We start from the raw sequence: 14849 nt of genomic DNA, 5'->3' as shown, positions 1-14849 counted from the left end.
GAGTTTTAAAAATGATTACAAAAAAGAAATTAAAAAAAGATGAAAGTGAAGAAACTGATGTCCTTTTAAACCCCCGTAAGGATAGAAGATTATTAGCAAATGTCCCAGATAAAGAAGCTATAAGAACCACAGTTGACAGAAGAGGAAAAAAGGTAATAGAAGATTACAGTGATGACCCTAACCTGTTTATAAAAAGTAAAAAAGCTGGAATAAGATATGTAATGAAAACTGATGTTAAAGTAAAATGTGAGAAACACAAGGCAATTAGCAGCTTCAAAATTAAATCCATAGATGTTTCAACTACGGGAATTTTATTAGAAGTAAAGGACAGGGGACAATTAAATATAATCAGTGAGGCTGATACTATTAAATTAAAATTCAAAGTACTGCCAGGTTCTATGCCGGAAGGGTATGAAATGGATGTTAACATTAAGGGCAAAAAGGTTAGAGATGCTATTAATGCAGATGGGAAGATAATGTGTGGTATAGAATTTTTGGAAAGTTTATCTGAGTATTCTGGTAGAAAAAAGGACAGATATATATTAGCCTCTTCTAGTCTGTTATTATTGTTTATAAGCATATTTATCATACTAATGAGAGCAGAAAGTATTGTTTACTTTGAATTTAATAAGTGGATATATCTATATAGTATTATTGCAGCTGTATTTTTATTAAGTAGGTATTTATTTGGAGTTTTGTACAAGCCTATGCCTATGGATATTGACTATACTCCAGGTGTAACCATTATTATTCCTTGTTTTAATGAAGAAGAATGGATAGAAAATACAATTTTAAGCTGCATTAATCAAGATTATCCTATTGACAAGCTTGAAGTTATAGTTGTAGATGATTGTTCAAGTGATAAATCTGTGGAAAAAATAAGAAATACCTTGAACAAGCTAAATAATGAAGCAGAAAGATTTGATGCTGCAAATAGAGTAAAATATTTTGTTCAAGAAAAAAATATGGGGAAAAGAGAGGCTCTTTGCAGAGGTGTTTTAAACGCAAAGCATGATTTAGTTGTATTTGTTGATTCAGATAGCTTTTTAGATCCCTTTGCAATAAGAAATCTGGTTCAACCCTTTAAAGATCCTAAAATGGGTGGAGTATCAGGTAGAACAGATGTTGCAAATACTTTTACAAACACTTTGACTAAGATGCAGTCTGTTAGATATTATATTGCTTTTAGAATTATGAAAGCAGCAGAGGCTTATTTTGATGCAGCTACATGTTTATCAGGACCACTTTCATGCTATAGAAAACAAATAGTTATGGATAACATGGAGGAATGGATAAACCAAAAATTTTTAGGACAAAAGGCAACATTTGGTGATGATAGAGCTATGACAAATTTTGTATTGAATGGACATAGGACTAGTTATCAGGATACAGCAATTTGTTCCACTATTGTACCTAACAACTATAAGGTATTTCTTAAGCAACAAATGAGATGGAAAAGGTCCTGGCTAAGAGAGTCAATTATTGCAGGAAAGTTTATGTGGAAAAAAGAACCTTTTATGGCTGTCTTCTTTTACATGGGAGTATTTGTTCCTATTGCTGCACCTGTAATAGTTATTTACAATTTAATATATGTACCTATTGTACATAAAATATTTCCTACCACATTTCTTTTGGGACTTTTAATGATGTCACTTATGATGAGCTTTGCACAAATGTTCTTTAGAAAAAGTACCACCTGGATTTTTGGAATGCTATTTTGTATTTATTATGAAGCTGTGCTGCTCTGGCAAATGCCTATAGCTTGGGTAACTTTCTGGAAATCCACCTGGGGAACAAGAATGACTCCAAGTGATATAGAAGCTGAAAGAAAAAAGAGAAAAGCATTTAATATTTTAAGAAAAAAGGAGGGGAATGTAGTTGAAAAGTAAAGAATTCTCCTCGGAAATAAAAGATAGAGTTAAGAAAATAAGAAGTGTATTTCAAGGAATAATTTTATGTTTAGTGTTAATATGTATTGGAAAAGCTCTGTTTACCATTTCAACATACAAAGACTACAGTTCAAATACTATTCCTCAAAGTAGAAAGAGTGGTTTTATTTCAATATCCTATTTTGGTGTAGATAGAACTGGTGATGACACACTAATAAGCACTGCTGCTTTAGAAAAACAATTAAAAGCATTAAAGGAAAATGGATATGTTACTGTAACTCAAAATGATATATTCAATTATTATAAAAAAGGAAAGGCGCTGCCAGAAAAATCTTTATTTCTGTTGTTTGAGGATGGAAGAACAGATACAGCGATATTTTCTCAAAAAATTTTAGAGAAATATAACTATAAAGCCACGATGCTGACCTATGCAGATAAATTTGCAAAAAATGATCCCAAATTTTTAATGCCTAAAGATTTGCTGAAACTGAAAAATAGTTCTTATTGGGAACTTGGCACTAATGGATATAGATTAGAATTTATAAATGTCTTTGATAGAAATTCAAATTACTTAGGAAATTTAAATTCAGTTCAATTTTCAAAGGAGGCTTCTAAAATCAATAGAAAATATAATCATTACCTTATGGATTATATTAGGGATGAAAATGGCATACCTTTGGAAAGTCATGATGAAATGGAGCAGCGTATTGATAATGATTATAAAAGCTTATCCAATATATACAGTAAAGATATAGGATATGTACCAACTTTATATGCACTGATGCATTCAAATACAGGAAAGTTTGGAACTAACGATAAAGTCAGTGAAATAAATAGTAAATGGATTAAAAAAGTTTTTAGTATGAATTTTAATAGGGAAGGATACTCATTAAATTTACCAGACAGTTCTATTTATGATTTAACAAGAGTTCAACCACAGGCTTATTGGAGTACCAATCATTTATTAATGAGAATTTGGGATGATACCAAAAAAGATGTTAAGTTTGTAGTAGGCGATAGAGAAAAAGCTGAAAAGTTTGAGAAGATAAAAGGACAGGCAGAGTTTGTAGACGATAAAATTATATTGACATCCAAGCCAAAGGAAAAAGGACTCATTAAGCTTGCAAACAGCCAAAATTATAAAGACATTAAAGTATCAACAATGCTTAATGGGAATATAATAGGATCCCAGTCTATATATTTAAGATCCAATAATGATGGAAGTAGCAGTATATGTGTTCAGCTTATTAACAACACAATTAATGTTATTGAAAATTCAAATGGAACTAAAAATATGTTGTATTCATCAACTTTAAGTAAAAACAATAGAGAAATTGATATAAAGGAATCTGGAAGTAAAAAAGTGGATATAACATTAGCTGGCAAAGAATTAACTTTAATCATTGATGGAAATAAGATAGTAGAAGATTTAAAGGTGAGTAAGGAAAAGGAAGGGAGTATTCTTCTTGAGTCTGCATGGGGAAACTATGGCTATAGTCAAAGAAATATTGCAGATGATGTATATGATGCAGTATTTAAAAGTTTTAGAGTAACTAATACAAGTGATAGGATTTTGTATGATTCATCATTAAAAGGAATGGAAAATGTAATTTATAATATTAAAAATTATTTTAATGAAGTTGTAAATTGGTTCATCAAGAATTTATAGTTTGAGAGGATTAATATGAAAAAAAAGTTGTTTTGGATCGTACCTATAGTATTGTTAGTATTATTAGCACCAGTTATATATAAAGGTGTTAATTCAAAAGAGGCTGATTCTAAGGACAATAAGGCAGTAGCAGATGGAGGCTCAAAAGTATTTGGTGGTGATGTAAATAGTCTATCCGTCTGGATTGTATATTGGGATTTAAGTGTTGATAAGGAAATTAAGGCTTTAAATAATAAGTTAAAAAATGTTTCCTATTTTTCAGCTAACTTTGACTCAAACAGCAAACTAGTGATGCCAGAAGAATTAATTAACTATTATAATGAAACAAAGAGTTTTAAGTACAATAAATATATAACTATTGTCAATGATAAGGCAAAAGGTGATGGAAGCTATTCATTAAAGGATACAAGCCTGTTAAAAAATTTATTAGGTAATGAAGCTTCAAGAAACAGCCATATTGAAGACATTGTGAACCTGGCAGTTAAGTATGGTTTTAATGGTGTAGAAATTGATTATGAACAAATAAAAAATGATATGGAGCTTTGGAACAATTACATATTGTTTATAAATGAATTATATGAAAAAGCTGAAAACAAAGGTTTAAAACTTAGGGTTGTCTTGGAAAGTAATACTCCATTTGATAAATTGAATTTTGCGGAAGGTCCAACTTATGTACTTATGTGTTATAATCTGCATGGCAGTTTCAGTAAACCAGGTGGAAAAGCAGATGATAAATTTATTAGAAGCTCAATAGAAAAAATGAGCAAAGTTCCAGGAAAGAAGGATTTTGCCATTGCTACAGGAGGGTTTAACTGGTCATCCAATAGAAAAACTACTTCTGTTACAGAAGAGGAAGCTAACGGCATATTAAAGAAGTACAAGACTAAAGTACAACGTGATAATGACAGTAAGTGTTTATATTTTAGTTACAAGGATGAGAATAATTTGAAGCATGAGATATGGTATGCAGATAAAATCACCTTGAATTCATGGATTAAGGTTATAAGTGAAAAAGGTTATGACATTAGTATTTGGAGGTTAGGTGGAAACTTATTCTAATAAGCACAATACGAAAGTTGATTAAGCAATATCATAATAAATAAGGCAAGATGTGTTTTAGAATACAACTTGCCTTTTTCAAATTTAATTTTAAAATTTAACAGTATGAGAGACAGTTATCATATCATAAAATGTTGTATCAGCTGCATCTATATTTTGTTTAGCCATAGCTTCTTTTAGTTTGATTAAACCTGTTTGAACAGCTTCGTCCTGTTATTGAATATACAATTAGTTTTGTTTTAAATTTACAATCTATTCTAGGGAATAAGTGGGGATGTTGAAATTAAAAAGGGGATATGGTATAATTTTTTTAAAAGGGGAGCTTGCTCAAGTAGGCTGAGAGGAAGTTGTATACTTCGACCCATAACTTGATTCGGATAATGCCGACGTAAGGAAATATTTAATTTATGCTGGATTTTATATATTTTACGAGTATAAATGGGATACGCCTTGCAGGTGTATTCCATTTTTTATTTTATCTAGAAAGCAGCGGGGGAGCGCCCGAAGCTTTATAATAAAAAATACAACTAAATAGCGAGGGAACTTGTGTTTCAAGGTGAGAGGAAGCTTTTGAGTTTCGACCGATCAATATGATTTGTCCTTTATTATGTCATATAGGGGATTGCTATTTAGTTATTCTAAAATTATACCTAAGTAATGGTGTTTATTTCCTATAGGACATATTTAGAAAATAAATATTATCATGGAGGTATCTTATTATGGAAACAAACTCAAAACTATTAAAAAAACTTATGCTGGCAATGATGGTGGCAATGGGAGTTGTAGTTTCACCAATTCTTCGTATAGAAGGAATGTGCCCCATGTCTTCTGTTATTAATATTACATGTGCAGTTATTCTTGGACCATGGTATGCTCTGCTCTGTGCTACTTTGATTGGAATTATTAGAATGTTTCTTATGGGAATTCCACCTTTAGCTTTAACTGGAGCTGTTTTTGGAGCATTTTTGTCAGGAATTTTGTACAGAGTATCTAAGAATAATTTGTTGTTTGCAGTTATAGGTGAAGTTATAGGAACAGGTATAATAGGAGCCATTGTTTCAGCTCCTATTATGACATATTTTTGGGGTAAAAAAGGACTTACATTTATGTTTTATGTACCTTTATTTTTTACTGCTACCATTATTGGGGGAACAATTGCATTTATTTTCTTGGGAGCATTAATTAAGAATGGAATGCTTATAAAGATTCAAAATAGCTTGGGGGTAAAAGTTTATGACAAATCAAGAAATATCAATAAGCAACCTATTGCAAATAAAACACAGTGTTAAATTAAAAAAGCCTCTTATTCACTGTATTACAAATCCAATTTCAATAAATGATTGTGCAAATATAGTGCTTGCGGTTGGTGCAAAACCTATTATGGCTGAACATCCATTAGAGATTTCAGAAATTACATCTGTTTCTAAATCACTGGGAGTTAATCTTGGAAATATAACAGATGTTAGAATGGAGTCTATGTTAATTTCAGGTAAAACAGCTTTCAAAAAGAAAATTCCTCAGATAATTGATCTTGTAGGTGTAGGCTGCAGTAAATTAAGATTAAATTATGCAAAAAAGTTTATTTCAGAGTGTCATCCAAGTGTTATTAAGGGCAATATGTCTGAAATAAAGGCAATTTGTGGTATAGAAAGTAATGCAAAAGGGATAGATGTGGGAGAATGTGATAGGATAACAGATGAAAGCTTTAATGAAAATATAAAAATGATGAAGAAATTATCACTGGAAACTGGTGCTGTTATTGTAGCAACAGGTGTAGTAGACATAATAACTAATGGTGATAAGACACACTTAATAAAAAATGGTTGTGAAATGCTTTCAATGATAACAGGTACAGGTTGTATGGTTACGGCACTTATAGCTAGCTACATTTCCTCACTAGATATATTAGGTGGTACTACTCTAGCAGTGTCGCTTATGGGAATATGTGGAGAACTTTCAGAGAATGCTAATGGTATAGGAAGCTTTAGAACTGAGCTTATAGATAATATATTTACAATTTCTGATGATACCATAATAGAGAAAATGAAATGTGTTGTCGTTAGTGATTATAGTATGGATAAAATTTAAGTTAAAATAATGTAAAAATGTTGAAAAATTTAACACTCAACAGAAAGACTAAATTTTTCACAAAAGTAAAACAGGGGAGTTTAAATATTCCCCTGCCTTATTCAAGTTTAGTTTCAGTTTTAAATACCTGGCTAACTTTTGAAAGTTTGGAGACACTTTCAATTATATAATCTATAACTGAATTAATATTTTTTTGCTTATATATTTTACCATTTAAGTCAGGAATATATGTTTTAATTATTTTCATTAAGTCTTCCAATTTAAATAATTTTAATTGTTCCTTTAACCTATCCTGTCCTATATCTCTGAAAACAGTGATTGGATTTAATAGAGGTATTTTAATGTCATTTGAGGAAGAAGTGCAGCTTTCTACTTTAATTGAAATATCAATGTTTACGATTACATTGTCGCATTTGCTTTGGAGATCTTCAAGTATTGATGCTAATTGTTTCAGATCATTTGCACTGTTTATATTTACTTCTTTATTATGTGGAGAAGTGGGGATTTGAGCTTTAATATTTTTTAAAACCTGGTTAACATATTTTCTATTAAAGCCTTTCTTAACGATACTCTCTATTTCAAGTCCTTTCTTATAAAGCTGAATGATTTGATCTTTTTTTGTAATTTTCATATAAAACCATCCTTTATAAATTAATAAAACTTATAACTTTTTTTCAAGGTCTCCATTTGATTATAGATATACGATATTACAATTAAATAGTATTGCTTCAATAAATACTAAAATTTAATTTTGATTTTGTAACCAAATTAAGATTTTCAAGTTGAATATCTATAATACAATATATGTATATTCTTTTTATGAATAAAACATTCAAAATTTGGCAAAAAACACATAAATAAATTAAAATATTTGAGGATGAATTTTAAAGCTTGTAATGATGTTGCTTTTATGTTACATAACTATATAACTTTAATTATAAATAGATTAATTATTACTTCATTTCTTTGTCTATAATATCTAATAAGTTAGTCATTACTTCTTTATTATTATATAACCCGAATACTTCAGCAATATATTCCTTATCACCATAAGCAAAATCGGTTCCATAATCTGAATTATTTTCGGAACGTATAGTAAAAAATAGCTTTCTATATTTAATATTTTTATTTTTTAATTTAAGACTTTTATCTCCATCATAAATAAACTCTAAACATTCCCAGGACAATTTATTTTTATATAAGGATGATACATTTTTAGAGCTGTGTTTTAGATTGTAACTGTTACTTTTTTCGAATCTATCATTTATAAGTTTAACAATGTCATTAAAATTTTTATCATTAGAAGTTAGTATTTTACTTTGCCCGTGATTATAGGTTATAATCCTATTCGGTGCAGGTATACTAATATTTAGTTTTGAACTTTTTATATAGTAAAAAACACCTATTAATAAAACAACTAATACTAATATTAATGATGATATTATTGCTTTTTTCTTCATAATAGTAATGCTGCTTACAAAAATCTATAAAAATAATATGCATTATTTAATTTTCTGATCAAGGTGTTTGATTTTTATATAGAGGTTATAACACGCTGATGAGATTTTGATATATTTTTTTAGATTAATTGCAGCAGTTCACCTCCTATGTTTTTTTAGTATTTATATCTTTAGATAACATCTTTGGAAAAATAAGCTTAGAAAAGGTATGTAAGCTGCGTTTTTATTTTAAATAAGAAGCCACTGCACTTAGTGCAGCAGCCTCATTTTAAGTTTCAGAAATGTATTTTACCATAAGGTCAACTGTAGATAATAACGCATCTATATGAGTCCTTTCATATGCATGAGATGCAAACACCCCTGGACCTATAAGTGCCGCTCTAACATCCCAACCTGCAGATAGTGCTGCAGAAGCATCTGAGCCATAGTGAGGATATATATCAATTTTATATGGAATATTATTTTTCTTACATGTATTCACTAGTTTTTTTCTAAGATCATAATCATAAGGACCGGAAGAATCCTTAGCACAAATACATACAGTATATTCTGAAGAATTTTGATCACATCCAGGAGCCCCCATATCAACAGCTATAAATTCTTTAGTATTTTCAGGTAAAGCAGCACTGGAGCCATGTCCAACTTCTTCATAATTACTTATATAAAAGTTAGTTGTGTAAGGAAGTTTTACATTGTTTTCATGAAGATATTTGATTACATACATAAGAACAGACGCACTAGCTTTATCATCAAGGTATCTGCTTTTTATAAATTCCTTTTCAGTTACAGTTGTTCTTGTATCTATGCATATATAATCTCCTACATCAATACCAAGAGCTTCTACATCAGCTTTTGAGAAAACCTTTTCGTCTAGTATTACTTCCATGTTTTCAGGAGTTCTTTTAAGGTTACGAGCATCATCACCACTTATATGAACGGAAGGTTTTGTAGTTTGAATAGTACCGGAGTAGCTTGTACCATCTAAAGTAGTTACAGTACAATTTTCACCTTCAAGTGTCGACATCATATAACCACCAATAGGTAAAAAAGAAAGAGCTCCATTTTCTTTTATACCTTTAACCATTGCACCTAATGTATCAATGTGAGATGTAAAAGTTCTTTGATATTCATTATTTGTTCCAGGAAGAGATACAATAAGAGCACCTTTATTGGTTGTTTTGTAAGGTATGTTCATTTTATTAAGTTCGGCTTTTAGATAGTTAATTACTGACTGAGTATATCCTGTAGGACTTGGTATGGAAAGAATAGTTTTTAGGGTATTTAAAATAGAATTTTTGTCGTAGTTCATAATTTTAATCCTCCAAAATAAATATATTTTATCTAACAGGTCTTATATTTATTCTAAGATTATAATTCCTATAAGTCAATATAAGTATATAGAGGCATACATGAGTAAAAATGGTTAATTATGTATTAGATGCGATATATGAAATGTTAGACAAAAATAAAATAAAGAATTGAAATTATTTATGATTACTTGGAAATATTTTACCATAAATAAATCACAGAAGTGTATAACATTTAGGAAAATTTAATATTGACTTTATAGATGGAAGAACTTACTATTAAAATATCACGTTTTGTTGAAACGTGTAATAAAATGGGATTTATGTGTAGCGTTTTTGTAAACGTCGTTATACATTTTGTAGTTGTTCTACTAATGCTAATAATATAAAAATAAATTTCAAATTGAGTGACTAGGAAGGAGACAAGTTATGATTCATGTAAATGGAGTAGAGTACATAAAGGCTATGTGTGAAACTCAGGCTGATATGATACCAGGAGGAGCTATTTATTTAGTTAGTGATGGAGCTGTGTATAATTGGAGAAAGCCATCCAAAGAATTTGATTTAGATATTTTTCAAGTTGGTGAAAAAGTAAATTCTAAAGGTGTTACTAGTAAGGTTATGAGGGAGAATAGGCTTAGTATAGAAACTGTTCCAAGATCCTTATATGGAGTTAGACTAAGAATTGTTGCAGAACCAATAGTTAATGATGAAGGGCAGGCTGTGGGGGTATTTTCTACAGTATTTCCAATAACCAATCCTGTATTAAAATCATTTAATGACTTTGCGCCAGTTTTAGCTGGAATGTTTCCAGATGGAGCTGTAATATTTGCTACGGATTTAAATAAATATGTTTGTGTTCAAAATTCAGAAAAGTTTCAGATGCCTACAATAGAGGTTGGAGAAAATTTTAAGGATGATACTGTTTGTGCAGAGGCAATTAGAACTAAGAAATCTGTTTCAATAAAAATTGATTCTGAAAGAACTGGTGTACCAGTATTAATAAATTGTCACCCATTATTTAACGAAAGCGGCAGTGAAGTTGTTGCAACTTTTGGTTTAATTATTCCTAAGGTTGTAGCTAAAAGTTTAACAGAGATATCTCAAAGTTTGGAGAATAATCTTGAAGAAATAGCTTCTACTATTGAACAATTAGCATCATCAGCATCCAAAATACATATGAATGAACAGAAACTTAATAATAATATAAATGGAATAACCGATCTATCGAAAAACATAAATGAAGTATCTTCTTTTATAAAGGAAATAGCGGATGAAACTAAAATGCTTGGATTAAATGCTGCTATAGAAGCGGCAAGAGCAGGTGAAGTAGGAAAAGGTTTTGGAGTTGTAGCTCAACAAATCAGAAAGCTATCTGAAGAATCTAAAAGTACAGTTCCTAAAATTAAAAAATTAACTGATGAAATTAATGTTAAAGTAAGTGAATCTAGTGAGAATAGTCAGGAGTCTTTATCTTCAATTCAAGAACAGGTGGCGGCTACTGAAGAAGTAACAGCAAGTATACAAGAAATAACTTCTATGGCAGAAGAATTAAATAAAATTGCTAACAAACTTTAAAAATAATGTGACGCAAGAGTGCAGTGGAAGTTTAGATTTTAATTTTTACTTCATGATATATGATAAGTGTTTCATCACTGCTAAATGTTAAGCAGAGAGCCAAAATCTATGACTTTGTGCGAATCGCTTACTCCTCTGGGAAAACGAAGAGGAGTTTCCAACTAAGTTTAAAATAAAGCTCAAATTTTGTGAAAACCTAAGAACTTTGTCAAACTCAGTTTCCTCAAACAAGACTAAAGTTCTAAGGCTTTCACAAACTTTTCGCTAAGAATAATAAGAAACAATTTAGCTAATTATTAATGTGATTAAGAATAAGTTATTGAAAATGACAGTTAAATATAATGAAAAATATCTTAAAAATTCATATTATTTTATACTTTAGGTTTATTGGCAAAGAAAATTAATTAAAGGAAACATAAATAGGATTGCAAGTTAAAGCCTGTTTATGTTCCTTGAAATTATATAAGTGCATTTTGCTTAATTAATTCATGCCTTACTTCATCAGGAGATGCTGAATTTGTATTACTGTAAATTGCAGCTGCAGCTCCTGCAGTATGTCCTGTAGCCATTGCTGTTCCAGTAACCCTAATTGATACAAAAGTTAAAGTATCACAATCAATAGTTCGTCCAGCCATTGCAGTAAGATTTGCATCACCATTAGCGTCTACAAAAGAAGAACTTGTTATTGTAAATTTACCTCTGTCATCTATACAAGTTATAGATTCAATATTTCCATTAATTTTATTTGCTTCTATTACTTGAGTATACAGCAGCACATCTACTTTTGCATCACTTAATACTTTATCTAGTGCATATTTAAATGATTCAGGTCTAATCATAACAACGGAACTATTAGGTTTATCATTCCTTAGCTGCATATAAATCTGGGGATTTTAAAGATATTGTAAGTGAAAAATTTGTTTCTATGACTAATAATTCACTTGCAACTGAAATATTTATTAATGTTTGCAAAAAAGCAGGGGTTACCCCTGATATTGTATATGAAAGTGATCATATTGATATGATTTTGGGCTTTGTATCTGGTGGATTAGGTGTATCCTTGTTAACATCGCAAATCGCTAAAAAGTTTATCAAAGGAAACAACATTAAAATAGTAAATTTAAATGAAAAAATTAATGTTACAATAGCTTTGGCTATACCAAAAGAAAAGAATTCAGCGCCTGGCATAAGAGCTTTTAAAAAATATACCTTAGAATGGTTTAAAAAATGATAAAAAACTGGCAATTTGGACAAGGACATTTTGTAAAAAATCTCTATACTATATTAAATGCAGAGATTTTTTTATACCTATATTGAAAGCTGAGAATGTCAAGTTTCAGCCATGAAAGTATTTTTAATGTTTTTGTAGGAATTTATCATCAAAAAATTGTTGTTGCATATAAAACCAGTATATTATATAATAATAGTTATGCATTGATATAGTTGTATGTGCAGCTATGCTGATTCATAACATTATATGGGAGGAAATATATGAACAAAACAAACGAATTAGGTACAGAAAGTGTTGGAAAACTTTTGCTAAAATTTTCAATTCCTTCGGTAATTGGAATGATGGTTAATATGCTTTATAACATAGTAGATAGAATATTTGTTGGCAGAGGAGTAGGTTCTATAGCACTTTCAGGGGTCGCAGTAACATTTCCAATAGTTAACGTAATAATGGGGTTTGCAATGCTAGCTGGAATCGGTGCAGCTGCTGTAATTTCAATAAAACTTGGCCAGCATAAAAAAGAAGATGCTGAGAAAGTATTAGGAAATGCATTTACCTTACTTGTTATATTTTCATTATGTATAACTATTTTTGGAATAACATTTCTAGATCCAATTCTCAAGGTGCTTGGAGCAAGCAGTGAAACTTTATCTTATGCTAGAGACTTTAGTTTTATAATTCTTTTAGGTGTAATACTTCAAAGTGTAAGTATGGGACTTAATAATATTATTCGTGCAGAGGGCAATCCTAAAATTGCCATGCTTACAATGTTAATAGGTGCAGTACTTAATTTTATAGCAAATCCAATATTTATATTTGTACTTCATTTAGGAGTAAAAGGTTCTGCTCTTGCAACTATTGTTTCACAAAGTATTACTGTAATTTGGACATTGCAATATTTTACAGGTGGAAAAAGTTTATTGAAATTAACCAAGAAAAATATGAAGTTGGATAAAATTGTAGTAAAAGAAATAGTATCTATTGGTATGTCACCATTTGCAATGCAGATGGCTGCAAGTTTAGTTACTATTACCTTTAATAAAAGTCTTGCTATATATGGAGGAGATATTGCCATAGGAGCATTTTCTCTTATAACGAGTGTAACTATGCTAATACTTATGCCTATTTTTGGAATTAATCAAGGTGCTCAGCCTATAATTGGTTACAACTATGGAGATAAACAATATGACAGAGTTAAAAAGACTGTATTTTATGCATCAGTAGCAGCTACAGTAATAACTACTTTAGGATTTATAGTGGTTCAGTTATTCCCGGTACAAATAATAAGTATTTTTAATACAAGTGATCAACGTTTAATAAGTATAGGAGCTAAAGGACTTAGAATAGATCTTCTGTTTTTTCCAATTGTAGGTAGTTCGATAGTTTGTACGAATTATTTTCAAGCAATAGCTAAAGCTAAATTATCTACAATATTGAGTCTTTTAAGACAAGTTATAATGATTATACCACTGCTTATTATACTTCCACCATTTTTCAAATTAGATGGTGTATGGATGGCTCAACCTATAGCAGATGTATTAAGTACAGTAATTACATTGATTCTTGCAGTAAAGCAAATGAAAACATTGGGACATTCACATAAAATGACTGAAAATAGAGCAGTATCAGATACAATTCAGTAGTTAATCATACAAATAAATTTAAGAAACTTAAGGGAAGCTTTTAGCTTTCCTTAATGTGCATTATAAGGAAATTTTGAATTTATATTTACTTTTTATATTAACTCAAATTTTCCGGTTTAAAAATAATGCATAGTATTATTTTTATTATATTAAGTTAAAATTTAGTATGTAGGAAAGTTGAGTTAATTATTTAAAGGAGGATTATATGGAAATTATAAACAATTCGCCTTCTGTAATAATAGTATTACATGAAATATATGGAATTAATCATCATATACAGAAGGTTTGTGAGAAATTTTCTTTAAAAGGATATGATATTATTTGTCCAAACTTAATTAATTTAAGAAAGCCTTTTAATTATAATTTTCAAGAAGAAGCTTATAAATATTTCATGAGAAATGTTGGATTTGATTCAGCGGTTCACCAGGTAAAGCAGATTGTTAAGAAAGCAAAACAACAATATGATCATATATACTTACTAGGTTACAGTATAGGTGCAACAATTGCATGGTTATGTAGTGTTGAAGAAAATGTGTGTGATGGCATTATAGCATATTATGGTTCACGAATTAGAGATTATTTGGATATTATGCCTAAATGTCCAGCCTTACTAATTTTCGCTGAAAAAGAAAAGTCATTTAATGTACAGCAATTAGTTATATCTTTGAAAAAGTTAAATAGTGATGTTTATATGTTAAATGGAAAACATGGGTTTAGTGATCCATTTTGTGAGAATTATAATGAAAAGTCATTTGAAGAAGCAGAAACATTAGTAGATAATTTTTTAGAGAAGAATTGTTAATGGAATATATAATGGTCAGATAAGAAATAGTTAGATAAACATGAATGTTCTTTTCATAATTAACCAATACTAAGTTAAAAGTTACCAGCATATAATAAACGCAAAAAGGTTACTATAATAGCA

General features: G+C 29.7%; 12 protein-coding genes, 1 pseudogene and 1 riboswitch. Of the genes and pseudogenes, 9 read left to right on the top strand and 4 right to left on the bottom strand.

Annotated features, from left to right (window positions below; all coding sequences use genetic code 11):
- Positions 1–11: 11 nt before the first annotated feature.
- From HBE96_RS09630 to thiM, 5 genes are all read left to right on the top strand, one after another.
- Positions 12–1889: a glycosyltransferase family 2 protein gene (locus HBE96_RS09630; protein WP_169297561.1), complete on the top strand. Its 1878-nt coding sequence runs from the start codon at positions 12–14 to the stop codon at positions 1887–1889.
- On the top strand, positions 1879–3558 hold the full coding sequence (locus HBE96_RS09625; RefSeq protein ID WP_169297560.1) for a polysaccharide deacetylase family protein: 1680 nt from the start codon (positions 1879–1881) through the stop codon (positions 3556–3558). Before HBE96_RS09630 ends, HBE96_RS09625 begins: the two co-directional genes overlap by 11 nt.
- A 15-nt stretch (positions 3559–3573) precedes the next feature.
- Positions 3574–4617 (top strand): glycosyl hydrolase family 18 protein, encoded by a 1044-nt coding sequence (locus HBE96_RS09620; RefSeq protein ID WP_169297559.1) that lies wholly within the window; start codon positions 3574–3576, stop codon positions 4615–4617.
- 305 nt (positions 4618–4922) lie between these two features.
- A riboswitch (TPP riboswitch) is annotated at positions 4923–5029 on the top strand.
- Between the two features lie 307 nt (positions 5030–5336).
- The gene (gene thiW, locus HBE96_RS09615; protein ID WP_169297558.1) at positions 5337–5906 is read left to right on the top strand and encodes an energy coupling factor transporter S component ThiW; all 570 of its coding nucleotides are present in this window, start codon (positions 5337–5339) and stop codon (positions 5904–5906) included.
- Positions 5884–6705, top strand: coding sequence for a hydroxyethylthiazole kinase (gene thiM / locus HBE96_RS09610; protein ID WP_169297615.1), 822 nt, complete (start codon positions 5884–5886; stop codon positions 6703–6705). The genes thiW and thiM overlap by 23 nt, the downstream gene beginning before the upstream one ends.
- 97 nt (positions 6706–6802) lie before the next feature.
- On the opposite strand, the gene HBE96_RS25975 is transcribed toward thiM, so the two are convergent.
- The 3 genes from HBE96_RS25975 to HBE96_RS09595 all read right to left on the bottom strand — a co-directional run bounded on the left by HBE96_RS25975 (position 6803) and on the right by HBE96_RS09595 (position 9474).
- On the bottom strand, positions 6803–7336 hold the full coding sequence (locus tag HBE96_RS25975) for a hypothetical protein (RefSeq protein ID WP_206154880.1): 534 nt from the start codon (positions 7334–7336) through the stop codon (positions 6803–6805).
- Positions 7337–7658: 322 nt separating this feature from the next.
- Positions 7659–8165 (bottom strand): hypothetical protein, encoded by a 507-nt coding sequence (locus HBE96_RS09600; protein WP_169297557.1) that lies wholly within the window; start codon positions 8163–8165, stop codon positions 7659–7661.
- A 268-nt stretch (positions 8166–8433) separates the two neighbouring features.
- On the bottom strand, positions 8434–9474 hold the full coding sequence (locus HBE96_RS09595) for a M42 family metallopeptidase (RefSeq protein ID WP_169297556.1): 1041 nt from the start codon (positions 9472–9474) through the stop codon (positions 8434–8436).
- A 427-nt stretch (positions 9475–9901) separates the two neighbouring features.
- Here HBE96_RS09595 and HBE96_RS09590 point away from each other — a divergent pair, with 427 nt between their 5' ends.
- Complete coding sequence (locus HBE96_RS09590; RefSeq protein WP_169297555.1) at positions 9902–11050, top strand: methyl-accepting chemotaxis protein; 1149 nt, start codon at positions 9902–9904, stop codon at positions 11048–11050.
- Positions 11051–11508: 458 nt separating this feature from the next.
- Here HBE96_RS09590 and HBE96_RS09585 read toward each other — a convergent pair whose 3' ends face one another.
- Complete coding sequence (locus HBE96_RS09585; RefSeq protein ID WP_169297554.1) at positions 11509–11889, bottom strand: FAD-dependent oxidoreductase; 381 nt, start codon at positions 11887–11889, stop codon at positions 11509–11511.
- A 35-nt stretch (positions 11890–11924) separates the two neighbouring features.
- On the opposite strand from HBE96_RS09585, the pseudogene HBE96_RS09580 reads away from it, so the two are divergent.
- From HBE96_RS09580 to HBE96_RS09570, 3 genes and pseudogenes are all read left to right on the top strand, one after another.
- Positions 11925–12281: pseudogene (locus tag HBE96_RS09580) on the top strand (LysR substrate-binding domain-containing protein); the annotation flags it as partial.
- Between the two features lie 260 nt (positions 12282–12541).
- A complete protein-coding gene (locus tag HBE96_RS09575) occupies positions 12542–13924 on the top strand; it encodes an MATE family efflux transporter (RefSeq protein ID WP_169297553.1) in 1383 nt (460 codons plus the stop codon).
- 205 nt (positions 13925–14129) lie between these two features.
- Positions 14130–14726, top strand: coding sequence for a dienelactone hydrolase family protein (locus tag HBE96_RS09570; RefSeq protein WP_169297552.1), 597 nt, complete (start codon positions 14130–14132; stop codon positions 14724–14726).
- Positions 14727–14849 lie beyond the last annotated feature (123 nt).

The organism is Clostridium muellerianum (assembly GCF_012926525.1).
Taxonomy (GTDB): domain Bacteria; phylum Bacillota; class Clostridia; order Clostridiales; family Clostridiaceae; genus Clostridium_AM; species Clostridium_AM muellerianum.
This window is presented reverse-complemented; position numbering and strand designations above follow the sequence as displayed.

What these genes read in the sequence shown, in the direction of transcription:
- HBE96_RS25975 (WP_206154880.1), bottom strand. Translation starts at nt 7,336, where the DNA reads ATGAAAATTACAAAAAAAGATCAAATCATTCAGCTTTATAAGAAAGGA.
- HBE96_RS09585 (WP_169297554.1), bottom strand. Translation starts at nt 11,889, where the DNA reads ATGATTAGACCTGAATCATTTAAATATGCACTAGATAAAGTATTAAGT.
- HBE96_RS09620 (WP_169297559.1), top strand. Translation starts at nt 3,574, where the DNA reads ATGAAAAAAAAGTTGTTTTGGATCGTACCTATAGTATTGTTAGTATTA.
- HBE96_RS09600 (WP_169297557.1), bottom strand. Translation starts at nt 8,165, where the DNA reads ATGAAGAAAAAAGCAATAATATCATCATTAATATTAGTATTAGTTGTT.
- thiW (WP_169297558.1), top strand. Translation starts at nt 5,337, where the DNA reads ATGGAAACAAACTCAAAACTATTAAAAAAACTTATGCTGGCAATGATG.
- HBE96_RS09630 (WP_169297561.1), top strand. Translation starts at nt 12, where the DNA reads ATGATTACAAAAAAGAAATTAAAAAAAGATGAAAGTGAAGAAACTGAT.
- HBE96_RS09570 (WP_169297552.1), top strand. Translation starts at nt 14,130, where the DNA reads ATGGAAATTATAAACAATTCGCCTTCTGTAATAATAGTATTACATGAA.
- HBE96_RS09595 (WP_169297556.1), bottom strand. Translation starts at nt 9,474, where the DNA reads ATGAACTACGACAAAAATTCTATTTTAAATACCCTAAAAACTATTCTT.
- HBE96_RS09575 (WP_169297553.1), top strand. Translation starts at nt 12,542, where the DNA reads ATGAACAAAACAAACGAATTAGGTACAGAAAGTGTTGGAAAACTTTTG.
- HBE96_RS09590 (WP_169297555.1), top strand. Translation starts at nt 9,902, where the DNA reads ATGATTCATGTAAATGGAGTAGAGTACATAAAGGCTATGTGTGAAACT.